We start from the raw sequence: 26,073 nt of genomic DNA on the forward strand, positions 1-26,073 counted from the left end.
ACCTTTGAATCGGATATAAAAGAACCAGCAATAACAAAGAAATGAGTTCTTCCTTGGCTGACCAGGACAACAGCACCCCTTCGGATGGTTTGCCGTCCGACATCAAACCGGTCTCCATTGTCGACGAAATGAAGCGCAGCTACCTCGATTACGCCATGAGCGTGATCGTGTCGCGTGCGCTTCCGGACGTCCGTGATGGCCTCAAACCTGTTCACCGGCGCATTCTCTACTCAATGCATGAAAACGGCTACGAGTGGAACAAACCGTACCGCAAATCGGCGCGTGTTGTCGGTGATGTCATCGGTAAGTATCACCCTCATGGTGACAGCGCGATCTATGAAGCCCTCGTACGCATGGCGCAGAATTTCTCCCTGCGCCTGCCATTGATTGATGGCCAGGGGAATTTCGGTTCCATAGACGGCGATCCCGCCGCGGCCATGCGTTATACCGAGTGCCGTCTGGAGAAGGTCGCCCACAAGCTGCTGGATGACATCGACAAGGACACGGTCGATTTCCAGGAAAACTACGACAACTCGGAAACCGAGCCGGTTGTACTGCCGGCGAAGTTCCCCAACCTGCTCGTCAATGGTGCCGGCGGCATTGCTGTGGGAATGGCGACCAATATTCCGCCGCACAATCTGGGCGAAGTGATCGATGCCGCGATCGCCGTCATGGAAAATCCGGCCATGACGCTCCCGGAATTGATGGAGATCGTGCCCGGACCCGACTTCCCAACCGGTGGCATTATTCTCGGACGCGCGGGAATTCGCAACGCTTACGAAACCGGCCGCGGCTCGATCGCGATGCGCGCGAAAGTCGACATTGAAGAAGTCCGCAAGGATCGTAACGCGCTGATCGTCACGGAGATCCCGTATCAGGTCAACAAGTCGACCATGATCGAGAAAATAGCCGAACTTGTCCGTGACAAGCGGGTGGAAGGCATTTCCGACATCAGGGACGAGAGTGACCGATCCGGCATGCGGGTCGTTATCGAGCTGAAGCGTGATGCCGTCCCCGATGTGGTCCTGAACCAGCTGTACCGCTTCAGTCAGCTGCAGACGTCGTTCGGCGCAAACATGGTTGCTCTTAACGGCGGCAAGCCGGAGCAATTGAACCTCTCGGATATGTTGCGTGCCTTCGTTGCCTTCCGGGAAGAAGTAGTCCAGCGCCGGACCCGTTACCTTCTCAAGAAGGCGCGCGATCGTGCCCATATCCTCGTTGGACTCGGAATTGCGGTTGCCAACATCGACGAAGTCATTCATCTGATCAGGACCGCGCCGGACCCGGCCACCGCCAGGGCCCAATTAATGGAGCGCGACTGGCCGGCGCATGACGTCGAGCCCTTGATACGTCTGATCGACGATCCGCGCCATCAGGTACAGGAAGACGGCACCTATAAGCTCTCCGAAGAGCAGGCGCGCGCTATCCTGGATCTGCGTCTGCAACGCCTGACAGCTCTCGGGCGTGACGAGATCGACGACGAATTGAAGAAAATCGGTGCGGAAATTTCAGAGTTTCTCGAAATCCTGCGCTCGCGGGCCCGCATCCAGGAAATCGTTCGCAACGAAATGCTGGAAATCAAGGAAGAGTTCGCGACGCCGCGCCGTACCGAAATCATTGAAGGCGGCGCGGACTTCGACGACGAAGACCTTATCCAGCGCGAAGACATGGTCGTGACCGTCTCCCATGGCGGATACATCAAGCGTGTACCCCTGGCCACATACAGGGCACAGCGCCGTGGCGGCAAAGGCCGCGCCGGCATGGCGACCAAGGACGAGGATTTCGTAACGCGCCTTTTTGTCGCCAACACGCACACGCCGGTGCTGTTCTTCTCGTCCCGCGGCATTTGCTACAAAATGAAAGTCTGGCGTCTGCCGCAGGGCGGACCGACATCGCGTGGCAAGGCACTTGTCAACATGCTGCCGCTGGAACAGGGCGAGCAGATCACATCCATCCTGCCCTTGCCGGAAGACGAGGACAGCTGGGCAAATCTCGACGTCATGTTCGCGACGATTCGCGGCACGGTGCGCCGGAACAAACTCTCCGATTTCGTCAACATCAACCGGAACGGCAAGATTGCGATGAAACTGGAAGAGGGCGATGGCATTGTCGGCGTCGACACCTGTTCCGAACACAACGATGTCATGCTGACCACCAATTCCGGACAATGCATCCGCTTCCCCGTGACAGACGTTCGGGTGTTTGCGGGACGAAATTCTGTGGGTGTGCGTGGTATCCGGCTTTCCGACGACGACCGCGTGATCTCCATGCAGATCCTGCACCACATCGACGTTGAGGCCGAGGAGCGGGCCGCCTATCTGAAACTTTCCCGCGCCATGCGCGGTGAAGCTGACGAAAACGGCGGCGCCGCCGACGAGGATGGCGTTGTTGCCGGCGATCTGTCCCAGGAACGATATGCCCAGATGAGCGCTGCGGAGCAGATCATTCTGACTGTGTCGGAGAACGGGTATGGAAAACGGACGTCCTCGTTCGAGTACCGCGTCACTGGCCGCGGCGGTAAAGGCATTACGGCGATGGCCGTCAATCAGCGCAATGGCGGTTTGATTGCATCTTTCCCGGTTGAGGACAGTCACCAGATCATGTTGGTCACAGATGGTGGACAGCTGATCCGGTGTCCTGTCGACGGCATTCGTATTGCCGGCCGGGCGACGCAGGGCGTCATCGTTTTCAAGACCGCCGCAGAAGAGAAGGTCGTTGCCGTCGAAGGCATCTCTGAAGTGGATGAGGAAGAATTCGCTGAAGAAGGCGAAGCAGGTGAAGAAAACAGCGACGCCGAAGGTAGCGAAGAACAGGGCGACACGTCGGGCAACAATGAGGATGACACGGGCTCTGGTGAAGCTCCCGAAAGCTGACCCGGCTGTTTGACACAGCCTAAAACGACAACAGCGGCCAGGGTGGAACCTGAGCCGCTGTTTGCCGTTACGGGGGGAGGTAAGTTGGAGGTACTAGCTTGGTTAGTTCGTCGGGAATCTTGCGAGAATGGTTTCGTTGACGGACGGCGTCTTCTGCTCAACCGTGACGAAGGAAACGTTGCGGACCTTGTTGGCACCGGTCAGAGATGCTGCACAGTCTTCGCTCCATGCGCCCCATGCCTGAGAATCGCATTTGTCGGCAACCTTTGACGTTGAGATCCGGTCGGATTTCGTTGCGGTCAAACCCTGTGTAGCCAGGCTGGTCAGATCTTCTGCCTGCGAAGCGTTGCTCGGGTGCATGCTCATCATGCCAGCTGCAATCATCGTCAGAAGTGCGAGTACAAATACCGCAGTCATTTTGAGATGGACCATTCTGTCCGAAGCCTTTGCCTGAAACGCAAACGGTTGCGTCGGCTTCTGGCCGGCGGTTGAACTTGAAGTAACGTAGCTCCTCATGATTCTGGCTCCTGCTCACGCCTTGTTTCTGATGAAGACACCTTGGCCTATTGATGAAAAGACTTATGTGATGGCAGTCACACATTGTCGGGTGTTTGCAAAAATACCGATTGGCCCCGTGTTTTCCTTGTGAGGCGCCTGCAGGCGGAGTATGGAAATGGCCATGACACGCATTGCGCTATACCCGGGCTCCTTTGATCCCGTTACAAACGGCCATATCGACATTTTGCATCAGGCACTTGCTCTTGCGGACAAAGTCGTGGTCGCCATTGGCATACATCCCGGCAAATCTCCTCTATTTTCGTTTGAAGAGCGGGTTCAGCTCATACACGCGTCAGCTCGCGCGGAATTCAGCGCTGACGAGGCGGATCGGATTGAAGTGATTTCTTTTTCAAACCTGGTAATCGATACCGCGCGTGAACAACGAGCGGCCTATCTGGTGCGCGGTTTGAGGGATGGAACCGATCTGGATTATGAAATGCAGATGGCTGGCATGAATTCGACGCTTGAGCCCGAAATCCGGACAGTGTTTCTGCCGGCATCACCAAACGTGCGCCACATCACCGCCACCTTGGTAAGGCAAATCGCGAAGATGGGCGGAGAGATCTCCGCATTTGTTCCGAACCCTGTTGCAGAGCCGCTGCGGAGCCGCGCGCGGCCGGACAGCTGAAACCTCACCTTTTCTGACCTGAACTTTAGGAGTCACCAGTGTCACGACTAATTGCAATGTTCGCCATCATGGCGTCCTTGGTTTTCCTTCCGGCAGTTGCAAGCGCTCAAGGCAACGATCCCGACAACACGCTCTACCTCGATCTGAAGGATGGCCGAGTTGTCATTCAACTGCGCCCCGACCTTGCACCGAACCACGTTGAACGCGTCAAGAAGCTCGCCAGTGAAGGTTTTTACGACGGAATCATTTTTCACAGGGTCATTGACGGTTTCATGGCGCAGACCGGAGACCCGACAGGCACGGGCCGCGGCGGGTCCAACGAACCCGATTTGGCGCAGGAGTTTTCGCCAGCGCCTTTCCGGCGCGGTACGCTCGGCATGGCGCGCTCATCAGACCCGAACAGCGCCAATTCGCAATTTTTCATCATGTTCGCCGATGGTGACTGGCTGAACGGTCAATACACCGTCTTTGGCGAAGTGATTGACGGGATGCAATATATCGACAATATCACGCGCGGCGAGCCGCCTGCCAATCCGGACAAGATCGTCAAGATGCGCGTTGCAAAAGACGCACAGTAATCAAAAACAGACAAGCCCCGACAAAAGGACCGAAGGAGTCAGACATGGCTGAAATCAAAGATGCCGAGAACACTCTTCTCATGGAAACAAGCCAGGGATCGATCGTGATCGAATTGAAGCCGGATCTCGCGCCCGGCCACGTCGCCCGCATCAAAGAACTGGTACGCGAAGGGTTTTACGACGGCATTGTGTTCCACCGTGTCATTGACGGTTTCATGGCTCAGACCGGTTGCCCGCAGGGAACCGGCACAGGCGGATCCGGACAAAAACTGAAAGCGGAGTTCAGCGACTACAAACATGTTCGCGGGACGTGCTCGATGGCTCGGGCGATGGACCCGAATTCGGGCGACAGCCAGTTTTTCATCTGTTTCACCGACGCCCCATGGCTCGACGGACAGTACACTGTCTGGGGCGAAGTGGTTGAAGGCATGGACAATGTCGACAAGATCAAGCGTGGCGAACCTGTTGTGGACCCGGACAATATCGTTTCGTTGAAAGTTGCAGCTGACGCTGCCTAATTTCGAATCCTGAAGGTTTTTGCAGCGCGGACGCATGTGCCGCGCTGCTTTTGTTTGACAGCGGCACAACTGCGGTTGACCGTCCTTCGCTCGCTGTTTATGAGCCGCTCAGTAAAGTTGGGCATCGACCGCGGATACGGTCTTCAACCCTGATCTCCAGATACAAAGCGGATTGAATTTAGCGCCATGCGCGTCGAAGAGTTTGATTTCCAACTGCCGAACGATCGGATAGCACTGCGCCCGGCACGGCCGCGCGATGCGGCTCGGATGCTGGTTGTCCGACCGCATGATACCCCAACGTTCCAGGACGAGGGCGTTCGTGATCTGCCTAGCCTCTTACAGCCGGGAGATGCTCTGGTCTTCAATGACACCAAGGTTATTCCGGCACAGCTGGAGGGATACCGGACACGGGAAGGTGTTCGGGCCGGTGTCGGTGTTACGCTTCACATGCGGACCGGTCATGACCGGTGGCGTGCCTTTGCGCGGCCGGCCAAAAAGCTGAAGGTCGCCGATCTGGTTGTGTTCGAAAGCGATCAGGCACGACTGAGCGCACGTGTTGCGGAAAAATCTGAAGGCGGTGAAGTTCTCCTGGTGTTTGATGAATCCGGTCCAGAACTTGATGCTGCAATCGCGTCGGTCGGCCATATTCCGTTGCCGCCCTATATCGCGCAGAAACGAGCGGAAGATGCGCAGGACAGGCTGGACTACCAGACGATATTTGCACAAAAAGATGGGGCCGTTGCAGCCCCGACGGCCGGTTTGCACTTCACCCCGGAACTGCTTGCTGCGCTTGCGGAAAGAGGCATTGAAACGCATCGCGTGACACTGCACGTGGGAGCGGGAACCTTCCTGCCGGTTAAAGCCGACGATACCGACGACCACAAGATGCACGCAGAATGGGGCGAAGTGTCTGAAAAAACGGCTGAGGCACTGCTTTCGGTCAAGGCGCGGGGCAACAAAGTGGTGAGCGTTGGGACGACCTCACTGCGCATCCTGGAGAGCTCAGCTCAAAAGAGCGGCGAAATAAGTGCTTTTTCTGGCGAAACCTCGATATTCATTACACCGGGCTACCTGTTCAGGGCGATCGATGCGCTGATGACGAACTTTCATCTTCCAAAGTCGACCCTGTTCATGCTCGTATCCGCATTTTCAGGTCTTGAAACCATGCGCGCGGCGTACGAACACGCAATAGAGAACAAATACCGGTTTTACAGCTACGGGGATTCGTCGTTGCTGTTTCCCGCCGGTTCCATACAACAAGAAACCCCATGACCGACACGCACAACACATTCAGTTTCCGCCTGACAAAGACCGATGGGCAGGCCCGCCGGGGGGAAATCACAACACCACACGGGGTTGTTCGCACGCCCGCCTTCATGCCGGTCGGCACACAAGCGACCGTGAAGGCTATGTATCCGGGTCAGGTCCGTGAAACAGGCGCGGATGTGGTGCTCGGCAATACCTATCATCTGATGCTCAGACCGACCGCTGAACGCGTACAGCGTCTCGGTGGCCTGCATAAATTCATGAATTGGCCCCACACGATCCTCACGGACAGTGGCGGCTTTCAGGTTATGTCGCTGGCACAACTGCGCAAGCTCGACGAGGACGGCGTTCGGTTTCAGAGCCATATCGATGGCCAGAAATATAACCTTACCCCCGAACGTTCTGTTGAAATTCAGGGGCTTCTCGGATCGGACATCCAGATGCAGCTGGATGAGTGCATCAAGCTCCCGAGCCCGAAGGAAGAAGTTCAACGCGCTATGGAACTGTCGTTGAGATGGGCCGTGCGTTCAAGGAAGCAGTTTGAAGACATGGGCGGCCCCAAAAAAGGGCAGGGGCTTTACGGCATTGTTCAGGGAGGCGATCAACCCGACCTAAGGATTCGGTCCGCCGAAGAACTTGCGAAACTGCCGTTTGAAGGTTTTTCCGTCGGCGGTCTGGCTGTTGGTGAACCCCAGGACGTAATGCTGCAGATGCTTGATATCACCACCCCGGTGATGCCGGTAGACAAACCGCGCTACCTGATGGGCGTGGGGACACCTGATGATCTGCTGGAAAGTGTCAAGCGGGGCATCGACCAGTTCGACTGTGTTATGCCGACCCGTGCCGGACGCCACGGTTTGGCGTATACGAAATTCGGGAAAGTGAATCTCAAGAACGCCCGGCACCAAGAGGACCCGCGCCCACTGGATGCAGAAAACGTCTGTCCGGCTGCCAACACTTACAGTCGCGCCTACTTGCACCACCTGGTTCGAACGGGCGAAGGCTTGGCTGGCATGCTGTTAACGTGGAACAACATTGCCTACTACCAGCAACTCATGCAGGGCATGCGGGACGCCATTGACGAGGGGCGTTTCGAGGATTTCTACGCAGAGACAAAAGACAACTGGGCGCGGGGAGATATCCCCGCGCTCTAACGACACAGGCCGGTTTAGGCGGCAAAACCGTCCGATTTGGTCAGATAACAACCCGATATCCGCCAGCTGCCGTCTTCCTGCTGTTCGAAACTGTAGAGCGCGAGCCAATTGCGGCCCTTAGGCCCGATGACGTAGACCTCCTGGGTCGGTCCGAGTTGTGTCATCTTGGATTGTCCGAAGGTCACGCTCTTTGGATTGTAGACAGGTTGATATCCTTGGCGGACCATTTCCATGAACATTTCAGGCGACTGGAACTTCTGCTGAAGAGAATTTGTTGCAAACGAGTAGGCGGCCTTGGCGTTGCCAGCCGCAAATGCACTCATCTGGTTTTTGATGATGTTCTGAAAGGCATCGCTGTCCAGGCTGCCTTCAGCGAAAGCCGAACCGGACATCAGCCCGGCAAGTCCCGCCGCAGCGAGTGTTTTCCAGAATTGAAATCGCGCCATTCTCGCATCCCCCGTTCCTGAAACATGTCCAAGTGTACGGTGAAGCCATCGGTTTGGATTGCCTATTTAGAGTTCTTCCACGAGTGAATAAGTGGCAAAACTGTCTGTTTTCCAGGCACTAACGGAGACTTCTGAGTATTAGCCGGGACATCATTTGGAATTAAGATCAAAATAGATGAATAAAATCAGAGGAATGCACGAGCACGCGCCTGAACAGTCGTGTACACCGCCTGCGGTCTCTTGCCATTTTGGGAAGGACTTCAAAAAGTTACTTTTTGGCGCTGGCTTGCGATATCCTTAGAACCGCACTGTAAAATCTTCCGATGAAAGAGCTTGTCCGGGTAAATGCGCCTGGCCTTCAAAAAGGCCGGATCTGGTTGAGACCCGGCCACGATTTGCGTAACCATCTGCGCAAAAGCGCAGCGCAGTTTGTTATTCGGCTGCCAGGGGCTGCCGGATCATGTCCTGCATGAACGACACAAGATCTTCTGCCAGTTTCGGGTCATCCATCCCGAAGGCAATGTTTGCTGTAAGGAAGCCCGATTTGCTTCCGCAGTCATAGCTTCTGCCTTCGAATTTCAATGAAGCGAAGTTTTGGTTGGACATGAGCGAAATCATGCTGTCGGTGAGCTGGATCTCGCCTCCTGCACCCTTGCTCTGGTTGGACAGTAGCTCAAAAATCTCTGGTTGAAGAATGTATCGGCCCGTAATCATGAGGTTGGACGGCGCTGTTCCCGGCGCTGGTTTCTCAACCATGTTTGAGATACGGCTTGAATTCGCATTGATCGTTTCAGCCAACTCGACAATGCCGTATTGGTGAGTTTGATCCTCAGGCACTTCTTCGACAGCAATGATGTTGCCGCCCGTTTGCTCATAAAGATCAACCATTTGCCTGAGGCAGCTGACCTTGGACTTGATAATGACGTCTGGAAGCAGAATGGCGAAGGGTTCGTCGCCGATAATGTCTCGCGAACACCAGATTGCGTGGCCGAGGCCAAGCGGAGCCTGCTGACGTGTGAAGCTTGTCGAGCCAGGTTGTGGACGATGATTTTCAAGCAGCTCAAGCGCTGCGGTCTTGTTGCGCGCCTTGAGAGTGTCCTCAAGTTCATATGCCATGTCGAAGTGGTCTTCAATGACATGCTTGTTCCGGCCCGTGACAAAAACGATGTGCTCGATGCCTGCCGCACGGGCCTCATCCACCACATATTGAATGATTGGACGATCGACGATCGTCAGCATTTCCTTGGGGACCGCTTTCGTTGCCGGTAGAAATCTGGTGCCGAGGCCGGCGACAGGTAAAACGGCTTTCCGAATGGGCTTGTTCATTTCAGGCCTTCCAACTCTAATTTACAAACGAGTTCACATCCATCTGCTCATGATTGGTCAAAATGGACAATAAACTCAGGGTTCTGAGCGGGTATATGCTGGATACTAGCTTCGAGGATTTGCTTTCTGGTTAAATTTCACGAGATCGACCTCGATTCGTATAGCGCGGGCACCAAAACACAAAAAGATGTAATTGATGTGCACAGATGCCAAATTGTGTGCATGTCGGCTTTTAAATCGATTTAAAAATTCGTGCAATCCGCAGAAACCAGACAGTTGCAGCTTTGCCAAAAGAAGGCTATGGAACACGCGAATTTTGCTGCAGAGCGATATCGGTCGAGAAATCACATCGGTCGGCGTCGCTCGTTGGGACAAGGTGAAGAATGACCGAAGCGAACCGCGAAGTTGCTGCAGGAGCTGTAAAGTTTCGCAATGATGCGGCTATTGGCCTCATCGCCGGACCCTGCGCCATGGAGAGCCGGAACCACGCTCTTGAATGCGCAGCAGCCATCAAGGAAATCAGCGAGCGCGTCGGGATTTCAACCGTCTACAAGTCTTCATTCGACAAAGCCAACCGGACATCCCTGTCGGGCGGGCGCGGTGTCGGTATGAAGGACGCACTGCCAATCTTTGCAGAGGTCAAGGAGACCTATGGTCTGCCGGTCGTCACCGACGTGCATGCGCCTGATCAGTGTGCTCCGGTTGGCGAAGTTGTCGATATTCTTCAGATACCGGCATTCCTTTGCAGGCAGACAGATCTGCTTGTTGCGGCAGCGGAGACAGGCAAAGTTGTAAATGTCAAAAAAGGACAGTTTCTCGCGCCTTGGGACATGAAGAATGTCCTTGCAAAGGTAACGGGATCCGGAAACCCCAATGTTCTTCTGACCGAGCGAGGCGCAAGCTTCGGCTACAATACGCTTGTCAGTGACATGCGCGCCTTGCCGATCATGGCGGAAACCGGTGCACCGGTGATCTTTGACGCGACACACTCGGTTCAACAGCCGGGCGGGCAGGGCGCTTCGACAGGCGGAGACAGAAAAATGGTGCCTGTCCTTGCACGTGCCGCAGTTGCCGTCGGCATCGCCGGCCTTTTCATAGAAACCCATCCGGACCCGGACAAGGCGCCCTCAGACGGTCCCAATATGGTGCCGATGCACGAACTTGAAGGGCTACTTAGACAGCTCAAGATGATTGACGACGTCGTCAAGTCCAAGCCCGACTAGGAATTTCAAGGCCGCACCGACATGCGGCTTTCATCTGGACCTTCAATCCAGACACATAGCCGTTGCTGCGGCACCTCAAATGCCGGTAATCCTATCGGCGACCACGCCAGTTCAGGTCCATGCGACAAGGGAGTTCTTTCCATGACCGCCATTATCGATATCGTCGGACGCCAGATTTTCGACAGCCGCGGAAATCCGACAGTTGAAGTCGATGTATTCCTCGAAGACGGATCCTTCGGGCGCGCGGCGGTTCCATCCGGCGCGTCCACAGGAGCCCACGAAGCTGTTGAATTGCGCGATGGCGGCGACCGTTACATGGGCAAGGGTGTTCAAAAGGCCGTCGAAGCTGTCAACGGCGAGATTTTCGAAACAGTTGGCGGCCTGGATGCGGAAGATCAACTGCAGATCGACCAGGCGATGATTGATCTGGATGGCACTGCAAACAAGGCTCGCCTCGGCGCGAATGCCATCCTGGGCGTTTCACTGGCTGTCGCACGAGCCGCAGCGCAAGCGTCCGGCTTGCCGCTCTACCGGTATGTTGGTGGCACATCTGCCAGAACGCTGCCTGTTCCGATGATGAACATCATCAATGGCGGCGCGCATGCGGACAATCCGATCGACTTTCAGGAGTTCATGATCATGCCGGTCGGGGCGGACAGCCTCAGCGAAGCAGTCCGGATGGGTTCCGAAATCTTCCACACGCTCAAAAAGGCGCTGAATGGGGCCGGACACAACACCAATGTCGGCGATGAAGGTGGATTTGCGCCCAACCTGGAATCAACGGACGCAGCAATCGGCTTTGTCATGAAGGCGATCGAAACCGCCGGATACAAGCCCGGAGAAGACGTCTATCTGGCGCTCGACGCCGCGTCCACGGAGTTTTTCAAGGACGGAAAATACGTGCTCGAAGGTGAGGGCAAGTCGCTCGCACCTGAAGAGATGGCAAAATATCTCGGCGATCTGGTATCCCGTTATCCGATCATTTCCATTGAAGACGGGCTTGCGGAAGACGATTGGGATGGTTGGAAAGCCACCACCGACCTTATCGGCAACTCCTGCCAGCTTGTCGGCGATGATCTGTTCGTCACCAACTCCGAGCGCCTGCGCAAGGGAATTGATCTCGGCGTTGCAAACTCGATCCTGATCAAAGTCAACCAGATCGGCACATTGTCTGAGACTCTCGATGCGGTCGAAACGGCCCACAAGGCTGCTTATACGGCAGTAATGTCGCACCGCTCTGGAGAGACCGAAGATTCAACGATTTCCGATCTTGCCGTTGCGACCAATTGCGGGCAGATCAAAACCGGTTCGCTTGCCCGCTCCGACCGGCTTGCAAAATACAATCAGCTGATCCGCATTGAAGAGGAACTCGGTCCGCAGGCTGTCTATGCAGGACGGTCCATTCTGAAAGGCTGAGCCGCTCGGACCGAACCGGCACCAAACAAAACCCCGCCATCATGGCGGGGTTTTTCGTTTTAAGATGTTGGCTCTCACACCTCAATCGGGATCAGATGCGTCCGGGTTGCTTCGTGTTTCTTCAGCGTGGAGGAGAGCGGCTGCAATCGTCTCCGCTCTCTCGGCTCCGGCCAGAACAAATCTGCCATCGATAATAAAACAGGGAACGCCCGTAATGCCTGACTCATGCGCCTTGGCAACCTGTGCTTCCGTCTTGTCGAGATCGGTTTCCGTCTCCAGCAGCTGCTCCACGAGATCGGATTGCATTCCGGCTTCTTCCGAAATTCGCACAAGCGTTTCCGAATTTGTCAGATCTTCGCCATCTAGGAAATAGGCCTTGAACAAGCGTTCAACGACGTCGTTTTGAACGTTGTCTGAGCGTGACCACAGGACCAGCCGATGGCAATCAAGCGTATTGGGCGACAGCTTGATGTCCTGGAACGCAAAATCGATGCCTTCTTCCATCCCCGCATCCTTGATACGGCTGTAAAAAGCATCGGCATTCGCCTTGCCGCCGAATTTGTCGCTGAGATACTGCTGCCGATCTTTACCTTCCTTTGGTAAAGTGGCGTCCAGCTGAAACGGATGCCATCGCACATCCACGTCCAGCTGAGGCACGCTCTTCAAAGCCGCTTCCAGCCTCCTTTTGCCGATGTAACACCAAGGGCACATAACGTCTGAGACGACGTCAACCGTAATCGGAGCAGCTGTGTTCATGATTGACCCAATTTTTTCGTTGTCGTTGAAAGGTAGGGATTTGGCCCCGTATGCCAACCCTAGGGGTCCACACCCTAAACCAATCGCAAAGCTCAGGCTAACGCACAGTATGGGTCAGGATCGAATTGATTCGCTTCTGCAATCGTACTGTTCCGGCCTCGTTTTTCAAAACCGCAACTGGGCCAAGCCCCTTGACCAGACACACCAGATCTTCGTCACGGCTGGTCGCGTCCGCAATCGACAAGAGGGTCGTATAGATTTCTTCCAATTCCTCGGGCGTCGATGCGTGGATGCCGAAATGCTCCGGCTGCAGTCGCATCTCCCACAAATCCAGACCGCGCACAGCCAGAGCGTCGCTGCACGTTTTCAGATAACTCGAGTAATATTCGCTTGCCAGGCCGCCATCGGCAATCTGCTGACGCAACCACATCTGGCTCTCAGCCAGAATACGATCTGCCAGCCGGCGCCGCTTTCCGAACCGGATCGACGACACCATGCGGCGGGTTAGCGTTTCTTTCCTGTTTTCACCCACGATGACATCAGAGGCCCCGTTCCGGAACAGCATTGCGGTATCTTCTTCATCGTCGCAGACGGCAAGAACAGGAAGGCCCGCAAAGCGCGCATCTCGCCTAATCTGGCGTATGTAGTCGATGGCATCTTCGAATGCAGCATCGATCACGACAGCATCGAAAGCCCGCATTGACATGAATTCGACAGCCATTTTGCCATCGAATGCACCAACCACCTCGACTTTCGGGTCGCTCGCATCCTGCCACTCAAGAAAGCGGCCACTGAGGCCGACGACCATCAGGCTGCTGCTGCCCGTGTGATGGGGTGCAGTCCCAAATCCCGGAATGCGGCCGAAGACCTTTCGACGTAGTTGTGCTTCTTCAGAGCGCATCAATGCGCGTTGGTGGATGCAAATGAGCATGAGAAGAACATCGTCCGGAACCACACGGTCAATGATCGCCGTTGCCTGAAGGCCATCGGGCAATTCGTCATCGCCATCCGTCAGGACATAAAAGGGGACGTCGCAGGGCAGGTTTCCGATATGAGGCAGAAGCCAGTCAAAGAAAGGTTGTTTTTTGCCGTCTTCAATATGCGCGATATCCACGACGATGGCCGCGGGTAGGGCAGTCGGGGGCGTCGCTTGACGCTCAAACATACTCAGCAGCGAAACATCAAGATCCTCGGGGGCATCTCCGCTGCTGTTCCGTTTGGGCCGACGCCCGGCATACCAGTAAGGTCCACGCCACGACAGCGACGTTTCATAATCCATGCCCAGTCCCCACCTAGAGCAACTTTAGCTTTTCCAACAAGGACATGATGCCCTGATTATCAGTTTCCGATCAACCAGCAGATGTTCGCCGGGTTGCGCCCATTAATACTGTTGTTCAGAGCCACTTTGGAAAAATGACTTTCAAGCGACGGCTGCCGGCAAGCGTTGTGTCCGCAGCGTCAGTTTTTCCCGGAAGATCGTGCCGTCCGCATTGCGCGGCAATGACTGCAAAATGAGGACGCGGTGCGGGATTTTCGCGAGATCGACACCTTCAGCATCGAGATAGGCAAAAAAGGACGCAGCGTCCGGCACGCTGGAGGATTCCGGGACAAGTGCGGCATACATCCTCGCGCCAAGCAGATGATCCTCAACGACGAATGCGGCAGCTTCCTTTATCCCGGGATAGCTTGAGTAGATCACGTCGATGGTTTCCAGGTTTCCGGTCCCCAGGGCATATGTGCCCGGAATGCCGAAACCGGAAATTCCACCTTCGACCAGATCAACCTTGATGTTGGTATTCAAGAAACCGGTGCCTTCCCATCGGACGCGCCGCTGGTCGCCATTGATCGTGCGCCAGCCGATCTCGGGGACCATGGGCCCTTTGACCAGCAGTTTCGGCACCTGCGCCTCAACCTCTTCTGTCACTGCTATTTCGAGGAGGGCTGGCCCGCTTTCACACCCGTTCGACCCGTCATGCTTTCCCAAGGCTGTCGCCTTGATCTTTGCGGAGGGCCCTCGCGCCTTTGCAATCAAGGCAAACTCGTCCGCGACATGCACATCGACAAGGCGCCGTCGTGCGACGAAGGTTGTCGGATGCGGTGCAGATATGTTCCAGGCCGCCAAAACCGTGGTCTTTGTGTTGGTCAGCTTTCTATCCAGCGTCTGCGCCAGCGGACCGGGTGTCATAACCACATCGGCTTCCACGTCATTGGCGTGAGATGCAAGATTGGCAAGCGAGGTCGGATGATGCAGGTGCAAGGTGCTGCCAGTCGCGAGGAATGGCACCAACCCGCCGCCCAATCCGGTCAGCCCGCTGAGCGAATAGGGCACCAGGAGCGTACTTCCCTCCTTGATGTGCGCCTCGTTCACAATCATCTGCGCAGCGGCGAGCCAATGATTGTGACACCTGCTGACCGGAACGTTTTCTTCGCCGCTCCGGCTCCAGCAGATCGTTGCCGTATGATCGGCTGGATCGGGACGGTCTGCAGGGGTGAACGTAAGATCGTCCCCCATTTCGGCCAGCATGGGAGCAAGTTCGATAAGTCCGTCCGGGACTTCCTTGCCGAGACCGAACACAAAACGAAGCGAAAAAAGGTCTGCCGCAACATCACGCGCTGCCGTGCCGACATCTCTCGTTTCAATCCGGTCCGCCGCAATGAAACCTTTTGCACCAATGGAATTGAGCGCTTCCACAACGTTCTTCTGACGCCAATGAAGGGGCAGAGGAGAAACAATCAGATCGGCACGCAATGCCGCGAGAATGGCAATAACGGTGTCGACCGTATTCGGTGCCTGCACCCCGATGACATGATCTGAGGAGAGGCCCACCGTGCTGTAGAAAGCAGCGAGCCTGTCGATCTCGCGATCTGCTTCAGCATAGGTCAGGCGGCGTGGCTCACCGCCTGTCCACGCTGCCCGGTCCGGTGCATCCACCAGCGCCAGGCGGTCAGGGTGCTCCGCAGCTGTCTTGCGGAAGAGTTCATCCAGCGGCACATCGGACCAGGCTCCGCTTTCGTGATACTCCTTGGCAAGGTTTTCAAGGGTTGCTTTCATATTGTCTTTCGTCCATTGGTCCGATCATTGCGTGGCCGACGATGACCACCAGGTGTCAAATTCATGCCCATAGAGAGAATGCTGTTCAGGCGGCACGACGTCCTGCCAGTGTGCGACCCAGTCGTCTGATACGTGATAGAGCGGAACCGCATATGAGCCGGAAATCAGAACCCTGTCGAATGCCCGAACCGCATCGACAAACTCCTCCCGGCTGCGCGCTCCCACAATCGCGTCGATGAGCGCATCGATTGCCGGTTCTTTTGCACCCACAAAATTGAAAGAGCCCTCGGTATCCGCAGCCTTGGTGCTCCAGCGCCCGTACTGTTCAGCGCCCGGTGAAAGCGAAGCGTACCAGGTGTTGAACACCATATCGAACTCGCGCTTGGTGCGGCGGTCTTCGAATTGTGTCGGGTCAACACTCCGCACGTTTACGGCAATGCCAAGCAGTTCAACCGTTCGGATATAGGCAAGAGCAAGTTTTTCTTCGTCCTCATTTTTGGCAAGGATCTCAAATGCAAGCTGTTGACCTGTCGCTTCATTGACGAGCTTGCGTTCGTTCAACACGTAGCCGGCTTCCTTGAGTTGCGCCAGGGCCGCCCTCAAAACCTTGCGATCCCTGCCGGATCCGTCTGCGTCCGCTGGCCGCCAAGTACCCGCCATGACGTCCGGATCGACCGCACCGGGGAAGGGGGCGAGAAGTTCTTTTTCCCGTTCGCTCGCCGGACGACCGATCGAAGACAGTTCGGAGTTGTCCCAGTAGCCTGCTGTCCGTTTGAAAAGGTCGTAGTAGAGATTTCTGTTCACCCAGTTGAAGTCGAACAGCATCCGCAGAGCCTTGCGCACCCTCAGGTCGGAAAACTGTTCCCGCCTTGTGTTGAAGGCAATGCCCTGCATCGGGGCTGGAACACCGCGCGGAATGCTCAATTGGACGACCTTGCCCTCCTTTGCGGCCGGAAAGTCGAAACCGGTTGCCCAACGGGCGGGATCGCGAAACTGCAGCGCTTTGACAAGACCTTTCCGGAAGGCTTCCTGAAGTGTTGTCTCATCGCGGAAATATTCGATGCGGATCTCATCGAAATTATCGAAGCCGGCTTTGACCGGGAGGTCCTTGGCCCAGTAGTCCGGGTTCTTTTCGTAAACCACCAGCCGGCCCGGCTGGACTGTCTTGAAGGTATAGGGACCTGAGCCGATTGGCGGGGTTAAAGAAGATTTGTCGAAATTTTCCGCGTCTGTGTGCTTCTCGGAAAAGATCGGAGCCAAAGCGATCAGGAGAGGCAGTTCCCGGTTGTCACCATTCTCGAAGGTCAGCTTCAGACGATTGGGAGCCGTCACCTCCTTTTCAGTGATTGCCGCGTACCAGTTCCGGTAAGGCGGCCGTCCTTTGTCGCGAACGATGTCGAGTGAGAAGATGATGTCGTCGACCGTTACCGGTGTGCCGTCGGAAAACTTGGCCTCCGGATTAAGTTCGAATTCAATCCACTCGCGGCTGTCTGGCATGCGCACGCGTTGTGCAATCAATCCGTAGAGTGAAAACGGCTCCGCGTAGGAGCGGACCATCAGACTTTCGAGGATATTGTTTCCAAACTCGCGTTCGCGCATCCCGCGCGCCGAGGTCCATCCACCCTGAACGATGAAGGAGTTCATGCTGTCGAAAGTGCCCTGAACTCCGAGCGTAATTGTGCCCCCTTTGGGCGCATCCGCATTTGCGTAAGGAAACGGTTCGTCCGGCCCGAGTGCCGGCGCGCCGTGCATGGAGATGGCGTGTGTCCACGGCACGTTCTCGTCTGCAGCCCAAACGGGTGCAGCAAAAAGAAGCGCGCCCAGGAAGGGTGCTGCGATAACAATCCGCCGATTGTCAGCTTTACCAAAAGCAGACATCACAATCTGAAAGAGACGCATAACAACCATCAGAGATTCCCTTGATTCTCGCCGATAAGGGTAGCACATGGTTCCTGTGAACGCGCCACGAACAAGACATAAAGACAAAGATATACAGATTTGAATCAAACCGAAGGATTGCGTTGCAAATCGGCCACCCTCTCGCCCTAATTCGGTGCCTTACCATGCATTTCACGGATCTAATGTTCCAACGGGCCTTGCGGATGCTTCCGGAATGCCTCAGAACAACGCGAAGAATTCGCATATCGCACGATTGAGGACGTTTCGATGACGAGTGTTTTGAAAAGAGGATTGTTTGGTTGCGCGACGGCAGCGTTCATGGCCATGTCTTCTTTCGCAGCTGCTCCCGCATTCGCCCAGGAAGAGAAAAGCCCTTGGACGAAGGCGTGCAATACCAATCCGAACACGCAGAAGGAAATCTGCTTTATCTCGATTGAACTGCGCACCAACACAGGCCAGTTCCTGAGCAACATCGCGATACAGGAAACCGAAGGTGAAGCGCGCAAGAAATTGCTCGTTGCAGTGCCAACGGGCGTCCTGATCCAGCCGGGTCTGCGGATCCAGATCGACGACAGCAAGCCGGTGCAGGCAAAATACAGCATCTGCGCCCCGAACGCTTGCTACGCCGAACTGGCCATCGACGATACTTTCATCAATGCGATGAAGCAGGGTGGTGAAATGCGGGTGGCTCCGTATAACCAGCAGGCCAAGGAAATCGTCTTCAAGATGACCCTTATCGGGTTCACAAAGGTCTACGACGGCGAGCCGATGGATATTTCCGAGCTGCAGAAACGCCAGGAAGAACTGCAGAGCGAATTGCAGAAAAGAGCAGATGAAGCGCGTCAGAAGCTGATCGACGCTCAAAAGGCCAGCCAATAACGACGAGTGTTTCGTTTAAGACGCGAACAACAAAAAGGCCGGAGTTAACGCTCCGGCCTTTTTGTTTGTTGTCAGCTGCGTACCTGGTCCGCCAGATCAGTGTATTTCCACACTCCGTGGCAGATAGGATCCGTCTGTCTGCTCTTCAAAAATCTCTTCAACCTGCGGATGGCGCACCGGTTCGCCGGTCATATCCGGTTCCAGGTTCTGCTCACTCACATAGGCAACATATTCGGTCTCCTCGTTTTCTGCGAGGAGATGATAAAAAGGTTGGTCACGGACGGGCCGCACATCCTCAGGGATAGCGTTCCACCACTCTTCCGTGTTGCTGAATGTCGGGTCGACATCGAAAATGACACCCCGGAAGGGGTAAATCCGGTGCCGGACGACCTGACCTATTCTAAATTTTGCCGTTCGCATGGTTACTCGTCCGCCTACTGCACGCAATGCCGGGATACCGTGTCGGCAACCTGCTTGCAAGCGCTGTAATATTAAACACTATACAAGAGGCCTTGCGAATTTCTAAAAACCATAAATTACGGCCATGTCCGCATCTTTGCTCGCAACAAGCTTAGCCAGGTCAAAAATGACTTTGGCCTGCTTCCAGGTTGCATCATCTTGCATCTTACCATCGATCATGACGGCACCGGTACCATCTGGCATGGCTTCCAGGATCTTTCGTGCGAATTCCACTTCGCCTGCATCGGGTGAAAACACCTTTTTGGCAATTCCAATCTGAGTTGGGTGCAACGACCAGGCCCCGAGACACCCCATCAAGAATGCGTTACGGAACTGGCTTTCGCATGCCGCAGGATCAGAGAAGTCTCCGAACGGGCCGTAAAACGGCTTGATGCCATAGGAAAGGCAGGCATCGACCATTTTGCCAACCGTATAGTGCCACAGATCCTGCTGATAAGCTGCACGCGCTCCACCATCATCGGCATCGGACAGGACGGCATAGTCTGGATGCCCGCCACCGACGCGGGTTGTCTTCATGCCCCTTGAGGCTGCCAGGTCTGCGGGGCCAAGGCTCATGCCATGCATGCGAGGGCTTGCGGCCGCGATCTGCTCGACGTTCTTGACGCCCTCGGCCGTTTCCAGGATGGCATGGATCAGGATCGGTTTTGACAGGCCATCCTTTGCTTCAAGCTGCGCAAGAAGCTGATCGAGGTAGTGTATGTCCCAGGGCCCTTCGACCTTGGGCAGCATGACAACATCCAGTTTCTCGCCAACCGCCCCGACGATCTCAACTATATCGTCGAGAAACCAGGGACTGTTGAGGCAATTGACCCGTGTCCAGAGACCGGTTGATCCGAAGTCGTTGTCCCGCGCCATCTGAATGAACCCATTTCGGGCATCGGATTTGGCATCAGCAGGAATCGCGTCTTCCAGGTTGCCGAGAACAACGTCCACCTTTTCGATGAGATCAGGGACCTTTGCACGCATTTTTTCTATGTGAGGCGGCACGAAATGGATCATGCGCTCAAGCGATACCGGGATCTCCCGAAACGGCTCTGGTGCTCCGATCGCGAGCGGCTTGTAAAATGCGCTTGGGGTTTTCATGAAACCACAGTCCTCCTCCTGTTCGGAAAATAGCTATAGCGACAATGCTGCGCTGCAACAATCCCCCGAAAGGGTAAGATATCTGGAACAGTGATCAGTTTTTCAGCGACTTGGCACCAATCGCGCGCACTTCCTGTCTTTTGATCAGGCTTTTTCCGGGAGGCGCCCACTTCTTGTGAATCCACATCCATTGCTCCGGGTGCTCGCTGATCCAGCCCTCGAAGATCTTATGCATCAGCGCTGTCGCGGACCTGATATCCTCTTGCCGGTCTTCTGTCTTGGGAACAGTAATCGCCCGGCCTTCAACGTGAAAGCTGACACCTTTCTTCCGGACGACGCGCCCGAGAACGATCGGAACGTTGCATGAGCGCGCCAGTGATGCAGGGACCGTGTTGGCATAGGCCATCTGACCGAAGAAAGGCACCTGAATGCCCCTTGCTTCGCGAAGATCACCCATCATGGCAACAACACCGCCGCTCTTCAGCGTTCCGAGTATCTTCCGTGCTGTCTCGGGTCCTTTCGACAACAGGCCGCCGCGGTAGAGATCTTGCCGAAGAGACCTTAGAGCCTGATCGGCTTCCGGGTTTCTAAGCGCTTGATAGACACCCGTGACGTCTATGCCGCGGCTCACCACGGGCTGAACACACAATTCCCAGTTACCGCTATGGAAAGACACAAGAAGACAGGCCTGGTCACCGGCAAGGACTTTTGCTGTCGTCTCGTCCGCAACGGCCTCAAACCGGTGGTCCTGTTTCAAAAGCCGGTCGATATGAAATGTCTCTGCCGCAACCCGGCCAAGGTTTTCCCACATGCCGCGAACGATCCGTTCCCGCTTCTCATCGTTCATCGAAGGAAACGCCTTTTGAAGATGCAGCAACGCGCGTTTGTGGCGTGGGTTGAGCGGTGCAAACAAGCGCCAGGCTTTGCCCATTAAATAAGAGGCTGCGTCAACCGGGATGAGACGAAAGAGAAAAATAGCGAGATTGAGCGCGATGCCCTCGATACGGTTTTGAAACGCGTACCGTTTCGGATGTTTCCTTTGTCTTTTCTTTCGAGACATTTGGGAGTGGCTACTCTCGCTTTTGTTTGCCCAATCTGCGCGATGGGCGATTTCAGGTCATCTCGGCCAAATTGCGGCCTTGCAGTGCCGATCCAGACCTGATTGGAATGCGGGACGAACAACGATCCGCTTGTGAGGCGTCCATATCCAAGCTCTTTGCGAGATGCAAGCCTCTTTGAAAGGACGCTTCAATGCCGATTGCCGCATCAAATCTCGGAATCTGAATGCTGGACGTAATCACTCTGGCCCTGCCGTTCTTCGGGCTCATTCTTCTGGGCTATGGCGCCGGGAAAATTAAAAACATTCCCGAAGCGGGTCTTGCCTGGATGAATTTTTTCGTCATTTATCTGGCGCTTCCGGCCCTGTTTTTCCGGCTGCTTTCGGAAACACCGTTCGAGCAACTGGCAAATTTCTCTTATATCGCGGCAACGACGTTCACGACCTATATCGTATTTGCGATCTCCTTTTGCATCGGGGTGGTCGCAACGCGCGGCAACATCGGAGAATCGACGATCTTGGGGATCGCCGGCGCCTATTCAAATGTCGGTTATATGGGTCCCGGACTGACGCTTGCCGTTCTCGGCGAACAGGCGACCGTGCCGACCGCACTGATCCTGACATTCGACAACGCGCTCATGTTCATTCTGGCGCCGCTGCTGATGGCTTTGGCCGGAACGGAAAACGAAACAATCCTGGGAACGCTGAAGCAGATCATCATAAAGATCTTCACGCACCCGTTCATCCTCGCAACGATCGCCGGTGTTTCGGCGGCTGCTTTCGAATTCCGGCCACCGCAGGCGATCAACACACTCCTGCTTTACCTCAGCAATGCCGCAGCTCCATGCGCGCTCTTTGCCATGGGCGTGTCGATAGCGATCCGGCCAATCGGACGGATACCGGTCGAACTGCCGTTGGTGCTGTCGGTCAAACTGCTGCTGCACCCGATCCTCATCTTTCTGCTGCTGTCGTGGCTCGGAGGCTTCGACCCGAGCTGGGTCGCAACGGCCGTACTCATGTCCTGCCTGCCACCGGCCACAAACGTCTTTGTTATTGCTCAGCAATACGGAACATACGTGCAGCGGGCATCGAGTTTCGTGCTCGTCGGTACGGCGGTGTCGATAATCACCGTGACCGCATTCATTTGGGCGATAACCTCTGGCATATTGCCGACCGGATAAGTTCACGCGCATCGCCCTGGGTATCAGCAATGAATGAAAACAAGACCCTCTTGGAGACCATTGGGCAACATCCTGAACCTATCAGAGACAAGTTGCTTCATCTGCGCCGCCTCATTTTGGACGTGGCCGAGCAAAACGAAGCCATCGGCGAAGTGGAAGAGACACTTAAGTGGGGACAGCCCAGCTTCCTGACCGTGAAACCGAAAACAGGCACGACCGTTCGGATTGACCGCGACACGTCAGGCGAGGGGGATGTGGTCCTGTTCGTGCACTGTCAGACATCATTGGTTTCGCACTGGCGCGCGCTCTTTCCCCATGTGTGTTTTGGTGGCAACAGAAGCGTTCATTTCAGGTCTGAAGATCCGCTGCCGGAAGATGAAATCCGGCAAATGATCACCATGGCCTTTACATACCACCGCTCCCGATAGCCAGAACGCGGCAATGGAGATTTCGTGTGATCGCTATGGAAGGCGAAGTCCAAGGCGCGGTGCCATGCCTTCTCGCATCAGCAGCCGCCTGAGCGGACCGATGCGTCCTGCCATGTACATGCCAGCACTGCGCACAATCTGTGCCGGCAGGAACGAGGTGAGCAGGGATCTGTTCAGCGCGTCAACCGCGTTTGTACGCGATGCGATATCGCTTCGTCGCCGATCTTCATAAGACTGCAACACAGCCACGCCACCGATATCGCTGCCGCGAATGCGAGCGCTCTGCAGCGTGCTCGCCAGATCATCGATATCACGAAGCGACAGGTTGAGCCCCTGTGCACCAATCGGCGGGAACACATGTGCGGTCTCACCGATAAGGGCCAGCCTTTGACCGATGAGACTGCGCGCATTCAATCCGGACAGCGGAAAATGCTGAACGTCGGACACAATTTCGAACGTTCCGACAATGGAATGAGCGCGCCGTTCAAGTTCGCGCGCAAGCTCAGCCGGTGGCATCGAAAGAAGGTGGTTCGCGCCTTCTTCCGTCTCGACACAAACGATTGAGCACATTCGCCCGGGCAGGGGGACAAGCGTAAAGGGTCCGGTCTGCGTATGGAATTCCGTCGAGATATCAGCGTGCGGAAGCCTGTGTTCAACATTCAGCACAACCGCCACCTGGGGATAGGACCAGGATTTCACTTCGATATCGGCCGCTTGCCGAAGCAGCGACTGACGCCCATCGGCTGCAACCGCCAGTCTCGCTCTCACGGGCTTGTCGGATCCCGGGCACACTTCAACAAAGTCATCGGAATAGGTCACTGAACCGGCGCTGTCCGTCACGCAGGTCAAGCCCGCTTCTGCGTCGCATTTTTCTTGAAGTTTCTTATTAAGTTTACTGTTTAAAATATTGAATCCGAACTCTTCCAATCCGAGTTCACTTGAATCGAAAACGACTTCCGGTGCCCGGAAGAGCCGATCGGTGTCATCGATCATTCGCATCTTTTTCAGGCGGGCACTGTCTTCGACAAGCTCGTCCCAAACGCCAATGTCTTCCAGAAGCGAAATCGATTTTTGCCAAAGCGCCGTCGTGCGTCCATCGGAATGGCCGGATACGGGCGCAACAAGGCTAACGCTGAAACCCAGTTGAGCGAGTTTCAGAGCGGCAATACGTCCCGAAAGACCACCTCCGACGACAACGATATCCTGAATGTCCGGTTTTTTTGATTTTGGCATTGTGTTGACCCGATCTGCTCGCGACCTGACTAGAACATGTCCTCCTGAAGAGATTCTTCAACGAGACGAAACCACGCAGGCGCATTTCAGTCAGAACCTGTATGATCCAGATAGTGCGTCAGACATGAGCAAGATCAAAGCCGTCGGCGTTAGAACCGTAGTACATCCGGATGAACCGGACATCGACACAGCAAACAACACTCAATGACAGCTGCCACAACGCGCAACACAGACAACGGGAAAGAACTTGCCAAATCGACCGGTCAATCCGGTTGGCCCATCATTGTGACCGTTGTCCTTGCCCTCAGTGCTTCGGGATGGATCTACCTTGGTGCAATGGTTGCCGCCATGGTGCCGTCGATGGACATGGCAACGGCCGGGCCGGGCATGCAGGTCTTCAATCAGTTCAATCTGTTCAATGGTCTGTCTGCGGAAGCCCGGGCGGCACTTGCGGTGATTTGCCTCCCCGCAGGCGCGACTTTCGGGATGCCGACCCCAGCCCTGAACAGTCTTGACGTTGTAAAGATTTTTGCAATGTGGGCGATGATGTCGACGGCAATGATGTTGCCAGGTGCGCTCCCGATGTTCCGAGCCTATCAGGACAGTCTTGTTCGCCTGGGGTATGGTCGACAAAGTGTGGCGCGGACGGGCGTGGCATCCGTATTCGGTTACCTCACCGTCTGGCTGGGCTACGCGGTTGTTGCCACGTTTGCTCAATGGATATTGTCCAAAGCCGGAAGCCTGAATGATATGATGGCCCCGGCCAGCATGGCTTTGACGACATCGGTCTTGTTTGCGGCGGGTGTTTACCAGTTCACACCGGCCAAGAAAGCGTGTCTTCAGCGCTGCTGGTATCCGCGCTGGGTATTTTCGACCGGTGAAAACCCGGGATTTCTTGCCGGATACCGTGAGGGACTCGTTCAGGGGTGGGCGTGTTTGGGATGTTGCTGGGCGGTGATGACTGTCATGTTCGCGGTCGGGCTCATGAATATTCTATGGATTGCGCTTCTTGGCGGTGTGATGGCGCTGGAAAAAGCGTTCCCAAGCCGGATCGCGCCGCCCGCGATCGGCGTTTTTCTCGTCCTGTGGGCGGTTTTTCTGACGATTGCCATTTATGCCTGAAGCGCCGCTCTGATTTCTGACAGAAATACGCCGGGGACTGTTTTTTCGGTTCACACTGTCATACGATTGCAATATTACTCCCCGGACACGGCAGATGGTGGTCAGTTGGGGAAGGCGTTAGCGCCTGAAACAGGCCGCAAATCCTGTGTGCGCCGTGTTGCTTTTGTGTGAGGATACCCCGTGACGGACATTACCCCGGGCAAGGAAGCGCCCGAACCCGCCCTATTTCTTATTCATGTCCTTACGGCGTCCGGTGCCCCGATTGCTCTTGTTGCGCTTCTGGCCGGTGCACAAGGCAAATGGGCGGAAATGTTCGCATGGCTCGGGCTGGCCTTCTTCATCGACGGCATCGACGGCCCGCTGGCACGCCGCTTCAATATTGCAGAACGCCTGCCGCGCTGGTCGGGCGCTTCGCTCGACTTTGTCATCGATTACGCAACCTATGTGTTCCTGCCGGCTTTTGCGCTCTCCTGGAGCATAATGCTGTCGCAGCCTTGGAATTGGATCTGCGGAGGCCTGATCGTCTTTACCGGCGCTCTTTATTTTGCAGACAACGGCATGAAAACGCCCGACGGATCCTTCAAGGGGTTTCCGGCAGGATGGAACATGGTCGTTTTCGGCCTGATGGTCCTGTCACCGTCACAGACGTTTACCATTGCAACCGTCCTGCTGTGCTGTGCTTTGACCTTTGCACCGATCCGTTTCGTTCATCCTGTCCGTGTCCGCCGCTGGCGCATCGTGACCCTGCCAATCACGTTGCTTTGGATGGGACTGGCCGGGTATGCCATCATCAATGGTATGGCGCTTGAAGGGATCGGCGCTCTACTCTTTACAGTGTCGAGCATCTATCTGTTTTCCGTCTCTGCAATCCAGCAACTCATTGACAGGGTCGACTAACCTCCAAAACGGCCTTTTCG

The 26,073-nt window shown here is 55.5% G+C and carries 24 protein-coding genes; 13 read left to right on the top strand and 11 right to left on the bottom strand.

The features are described from left to right. Nucleotides 1-41 precede the first annotated feature (41 nt). Nucleotides 42-2,873, top strand: a complete 2,832-nt coding sequence (gene gyrA, locus ABVF61_RS25240; RefSeq protein ID WP_353996284.1) for a DNA gyrase subunit A — start codon at nucleotides 42-44, stop codon at nucleotides 2,871-2,873. A 102-nt stretch (nucleotides 2,874-2,975) separates the two neighbouring features. Here the strand turns inward: gyrA and ABVF61_RS25245 are convergent, their stop codons facing one another. Continuing rightward, complete coding sequence (locus tag ABVF61_RS25245) at nucleotides 2,976-3,389, bottom strand: phosphopantetheine adenylyltransferase (RefSeq protein ID WP_353996285.1); 414 nt, start codon at nucleotides 3,387-3,389, stop codon at nucleotides 2,976-2,978. A 163-nt stretch (nucleotides 3,390-3,552) separates the two neighbouring features. On the opposite strand from ABVF61_RS25245, the gene coaD reads away from it, so the two are divergent. The 5 genes from coaD to tgt all read left to right on the top strand — a co-directional run bounded on the left by coaD (nucleotide 3,553) and on the right by tgt (nucleotide 7,575). After that, nucleotides 3,553-4,059: a pantetheine-phosphate adenylyltransferase gene (gene coaD / locus ABVF61_RS25250; protein ID WP_353996286.1), complete on the top strand. Its 507-nt coding sequence runs from the start codon at nucleotides 3,553-3,555 to the stop codon at nucleotides 4,057-4,059. Nucleotides 4,060-4,115: 56 nt separating this feature from the next. Next, the gene (locus ABVF61_RS25255; protein WP_353996493.1) at nucleotides 4,116-4,637 is read left to right on the top strand and encodes a peptidylprolyl isomerase; all 522 of its coding nucleotides are present in this window, start codon (nucleotides 4,116-4,118) and stop codon (nucleotides 4,635-4,637) included. A gap of 44 nt (nucleotides 4,638-4,681) precedes the next feature. Next, entirely contained in the window at nucleotides 4,682-5,155 is a 474-nt protein-coding gene (locus ABVF61_RS25260; RefSeq protein ID WP_353996287.1) for a peptidylprolyl isomerase, read from the top strand. A 186-nt stretch (nucleotides 5,156-5,341) separates the two neighbouring features. Beyond that, a complete protein-coding gene (gene queA / locus ABVF61_RS25265) occupies nucleotides 5,342-6,427 on the top strand; it encodes a tRNA preQ1(34) S-adenosylmethionine ribosyltransferase-isomerase QueA (protein WP_353996288.1) in 1,086 nt (361 codons plus the stop codon). After that, on the top strand, nucleotides 6,424-7,575 hold the full coding sequence (gene tgt / locus ABVF61_RS25270) for a tRNA guanosine(34) transglycosylase Tgt (protein WP_353996289.1): 1,152 nt from the start codon (nucleotides 6,424-6,426) through the stop codon (nucleotides 7,573-7,575). Before queA ends, tgt begins: the two co-directional genes overlap by 4 nt. Before the next feature lie 14 nt (nucleotides 7,576-7,589). On the opposite strand, the gene ABVF61_RS25275 is transcribed toward tgt, so the two are convergent. Together ABVF61_RS25275 and galU are read right to left on the bottom strand one after the other, a co-directional pair. Then, nucleotides 7,590-8,021, bottom strand: coding sequence for a DUF4864 domain-containing protein (locus ABVF61_RS25275; protein WP_353996290.1), 432 nt, complete (start codon nucleotides 8,019-8,021; stop codon nucleotides 7,590-7,592). A gap of 432 nt (nucleotides 8,022-8,453) precedes the next feature. Continuing rightward, a complete protein-coding gene (gene galU / locus ABVF61_RS25280; protein WP_353996291.1) occupies nucleotides 8,454-9,347 on the bottom strand; it encodes a UTP--glucose-1-phosphate uridylyltransferase GalU in 894 nt (297 codons plus the stop codon). A gap of 383 nt (nucleotides 9,348-9,730) precedes the next feature. Between galU and kdsA the strand changes: the two genes are divergently transcribed. Then, a complete protein-coding gene (kdsA, locus tag ABVF61_RS25285; protein ID WP_353996292.1) occupies nucleotides 9,731-10,570 on the top strand; it encodes a 3-deoxy-8-phosphooctulonate synthase in 840 nt (279 codons plus the stop codon). Between the two features lie 141 nt (nucleotides 10,571-10,711). Then, the gene (eno, locus tag ABVF61_RS25290) at nucleotides 10,712-11,986 is read left to right on the top strand and encodes a phosphopyruvate hydratase (RefSeq protein WP_353996293.1); all 1,275 of its coding nucleotides are present in this window, start codon (nucleotides 10,712-10,714) and stop codon (nucleotides 11,984-11,986) included. Between the two features lie 81 nt (nucleotides 11,987-12,067). On the opposite strand, the gene ABVF61_RS25295 is transcribed toward eno, so the two are convergent. From ABVF61_RS25295 to ABVF61_RS25310, 4 genes are all read right to left on the bottom strand, one after another. Further along, nucleotides 12,068-12,742: a DsbA family oxidoreductase gene (locus ABVF61_RS25295; RefSeq protein ID WP_353996294.1), complete on the bottom strand. Its 675-nt coding sequence runs from the start codon at nucleotides 12,740-12,742 to the stop codon at nucleotides 12,068-12,070. 97 nt (nucleotides 12,743-12,839) lie between these two features. Further along, nucleotides 12,840-14,021, bottom strand: coding sequence for a PleD family two-component system response regulator (locus ABVF61_RS25300; RefSeq protein ID WP_353996295.1), 1,182 nt, complete (start codon nucleotides 14,019-14,021; stop codon nucleotides 12,840-12,842). A gap of 141 nt (nucleotides 14,022-14,162) precedes the next feature. Then, complete coding sequence (locus tag ABVF61_RS25305) at nucleotides 14,163-15,794, bottom strand: AMP-binding protein (protein ID WP_353996296.1); 1,632 nt, start codon at nucleotides 15,792-15,794, stop codon at nucleotides 14,163-14,165. 24 nt (nucleotides 15,795-15,818) lie between these two features. Next, complete coding sequence (locus tag ABVF61_RS25310) at nucleotides 15,819-17,702, bottom strand: extracellular solute-binding protein (RefSeq protein WP_353996297.1); 1,884 nt, start codon at nucleotides 17,700-17,702, stop codon at nucleotides 15,819-15,821. A 258-nt stretch (nucleotides 17,703-17,960) separates the two neighbouring features. Here ABVF61_RS25310 and ABVF61_RS25315 point away from each other — a divergent pair, with 258 nt between their 5' ends. Then, complete coding sequence (locus tag ABVF61_RS25315) at nucleotides 17,961-18,572, top strand: invasion associated locus B family protein (protein WP_353996298.1); 612 nt, start codon at nucleotides 17,961-17,963, stop codon at nucleotides 18,570-18,572. Between the two features lie 96 nt (nucleotides 18,573-18,668). On the opposite strand, the gene hspQ is transcribed toward ABVF61_RS25315, so the two are convergent. The 3 genes from hspQ to ABVF61_RS25330 form a co-directional block, all read right to left on the bottom strand. Beyond that, a complete protein-coding gene (hspQ, locus tag ABVF61_RS25320; protein WP_029065428.1) occupies nucleotides 18,669-18,992 on the bottom strand; it encodes a heat shock protein HspQ in 324 nt (107 codons plus the stop codon). Nucleotides 18,993-19,094: 102 nt separating this feature from the next. Continuing rightward, nucleotides 19,095-20,135: an HpcH/HpaI aldolase/citrate lyase family protein gene (locus ABVF61_RS25325; RefSeq protein ID WP_353996299.1), complete on the bottom strand. Its 1,041-nt coding sequence runs from the start codon at nucleotides 20,133-20,135 to the stop codon at nucleotides 19,095-19,097. A gap of 94 nt (nucleotides 20,136-20,229) precedes the next feature. Continuing rightward, entirely contained in the window at nucleotides 20,230-21,195 is a 966-nt protein-coding gene (locus ABVF61_RS25330) for a lysophospholipid acyltransferase family protein (RefSeq protein ID WP_353996300.1), read from the bottom strand. A 224-nt stretch (nucleotides 21,196-21,419) separates the two neighbouring features. Between ABVF61_RS25330 and ABVF61_RS25335 the strand changes: the two genes are divergently transcribed. Both ABVF61_RS25335 and ABVF61_RS25340 read left to right on the top strand, forming a co-directional pair. Beyond that, a complete protein-coding gene (locus tag ABVF61_RS25335; protein WP_353996301.1) occupies nucleotides 21,420-22,373 on the top strand; it encodes an AEC family transporter in 954 nt (317 codons plus the stop codon). 29 nt (nucleotides 22,374-22,402) lie between these two features. Then, complete coding sequence (locus ABVF61_RS25340; RefSeq protein WP_353996302.1) at nucleotides 22,403-22,801, top strand: DUF1801 domain-containing protein; 399 nt, start codon at nucleotides 22,403-22,405, stop codon at nucleotides 22,799-22,801. A 33-nt stretch (nucleotides 22,802-22,834) separates the two neighbouring features. On the opposite strand, the gene ABVF61_RS25345 is transcribed toward ABVF61_RS25340, so the two are convergent. Continuing rightward, a complete protein-coding gene (locus ABVF61_RS25345; RefSeq protein WP_353996303.1) occupies nucleotides 22,835-24,034 on the bottom strand; it encodes a UbiH/UbiF family hydroxylase in 1,200 nt (399 codons plus the stop codon). Between the two features lie 204 nt (nucleotides 24,035-24,238). Here ABVF61_RS25345 and ABVF61_RS25350 point away from each other — a divergent pair, with 204 nt between their 5' ends. Together ABVF61_RS25350 and ABVF61_RS25355 are read left to right on the top strand one after the other, a co-directional pair. Further along, nucleotides 24,239-25,156, top strand: a complete 918-nt coding sequence (locus ABVF61_RS25350) for a DUF2182 domain-containing protein (protein WP_353996304.1) — start codon at nucleotides 24,239-24,241, stop codon at nucleotides 25,154-25,156. Nucleotides 25,157-25,336: 180 nt separating this feature from the next. Next, nucleotides 25,337-26,053: a CDP-alcohol phosphatidyltransferase family protein gene (locus ABVF61_RS25355; RefSeq protein WP_353996305.1), complete on the top strand. Its 717-nt coding sequence runs from the start codon at nucleotides 25,337-25,339 to the stop codon at nucleotides 26,051-26,053. Nucleotides 26,054-26,073 lie beyond the last annotated feature (20 nt).

The sequence above is a fragment of the Roseibium sp. HPY-6 genome, from assembly GCF_040530035.1.
Classification (GTDB): domain Bacteria; phylum Pseudomonadota; class Alphaproteobacteria; order Rhizobiales; family Stappiaceae; genus Roseibium.

Excerpts from the sequence above, each read along its gene's own strand:
- eno (WP_353996293.1), top strand. The coding sequence starts at position 10,712 with ATGACCGCCATTATCGATATCGTCGGACGCCAGATTTTCGACAGCCGC.
- queA (WP_353996288.1), top strand. The coding sequence starts at position 5,342 with ATGCGCGTCGAAGAGTTTGATTTCCAACTGCCGAACGATCGGATAGCA.
- ABVF61_RS25335 (WP_353996301.1), top strand. The coding sequence starts at position 21,420 with ATGCTGGACGTAATCACTCTGGCCCTGCCGTTCTTCGGGCTCATTCTT.
- ABVF61_RS25345 (WP_353996303.1), bottom strand. The coding sequence starts at position 24,034 with ATGCCAAAATCAAAAAAACCGGACATTCAGGATATCGTTGTCGTCGGA.
- ABVF61_RS25305 (WP_353996296.1), bottom strand. The coding sequence starts at position 15,794 with ATGAAAGCAACCCTTGAAAACCTTGCCAAGGAGTATCACGAAAGCGGA.
- coaD (WP_353996286.1), top strand. The coding sequence starts at position 3,553 with ATGACACGCATTGCGCTATACCCGGGCTCCTTTGATCCCGTTACAAAC.
- ABVF61_RS25245 (WP_353996285.1), bottom strand. The coding sequence starts at position 3,389 with ATGAGGAGCTACGTTACTTCAAGTTCAACCGCCGGCCAGAAGCCGACG.
- ABVF61_RS25330 (WP_353996300.1), bottom strand. The coding sequence starts at position 21,195 with ATGTCTCGAAAGAAAAGACAAAGGAAACATCCGAAACGGTACGCGTTT.
- gyrA (WP_353996284.1), top strand. The coding sequence starts at position 42 with ATGAGTTCTTCCTTGGCTGACCAGGACAACAGCACCCCTTCGGATGGT.
- ABVF61_RS25255 (WP_353996493.1), top strand. The coding sequence starts at position 4,116 with ATGTTCGCCATCATGGCGTCCTTGGTTTTCCTTCCGGCAGTTGCAAGC.
- ABVF61_RS25340 (WP_353996302.1), top strand. The coding sequence starts at position 22,403 with ATGAATGAAAACAAGACCCTCTTGGAGACCATTGGGCAACATCCTGAA.
- ABVF61_RS25295 (WP_353996294.1), bottom strand. The coding sequence starts at position 12,742 with ATGAACACAGCTGCTCCGATTACGGTTGACGTCGTCTCAGACGTTATG.
- ABVF61_RS25275 (WP_353996290.1), bottom strand. The coding sequence starts at position 8,021 with ATGGCGCGATTTCAATTCTGGAAAACACTCGCTGCGGCGGGACTTGCC.
- tgt (WP_353996289.1), top strand. The coding sequence starts at position 6,424 with ATGACCGACACGCACAACACATTCAGTTTCCGCCTGACAAAGACCGAT.
- ABVF61_RS25315 (WP_353996298.1), top strand. The coding sequence starts at position 17,961 with ATGACGAGTGTTTTGAAAAGAGGATTGTTTGGTTGCGCGACGGCAGCG.
- ABVF61_RS25310 (WP_353996297.1), bottom strand. The coding sequence starts at position 17,702 with ATGGTTGTTATGCGTCTCTTTCAGATTGTGATGTCTGCTTTTGGTAAA.
- ABVF61_RS25350 (WP_353996304.1), top strand. The coding sequence starts at position 24,239 with ATGACAGCTGCCACAACGCGCAACACAGACAACGGGAAAGAACTTGCC.
- hspQ (WP_029065428.1), bottom strand. The coding sequence starts at position 18,992 with ATGCGAACGGCAAAATTTAGAATAGGTCAGGTCGTCCGGCACCGGATT.
- kdsA (WP_353996292.1), top strand. The coding sequence starts at position 9,731 with ATGACCGAAGCGAACCGCGAAGTTGCTGCAGGAGCTGTAAAGTTTCGC.
- ABVF61_RS25325 (WP_353996299.1), bottom strand. The coding sequence starts at position 20,135 with ATGAAAACCCCAAGCGCATTTTACAAGCCGCTCGCGATCGGAGCACCA.
- galU (WP_353996291.1), bottom strand. The coding sequence starts at position 9,347 with ATGAACAAGCCCATTCGGAAAGCCGTTTTACCTGTCGCCGGCCTCGGC.
- ABVF61_RS25260 (WP_353996287.1), top strand. The coding sequence starts at position 4,682 with ATGGCTGAAATCAAAGATGCCGAGAACACTCTTCTCATGGAAACAAGC.
- ABVF61_RS25300 (WP_353996295.1), bottom strand. The coding sequence starts at position 14,021 with ATGGATTATGAAACGTCGCTGTCGTGGCGTGGACCTTACTGGTATGCC.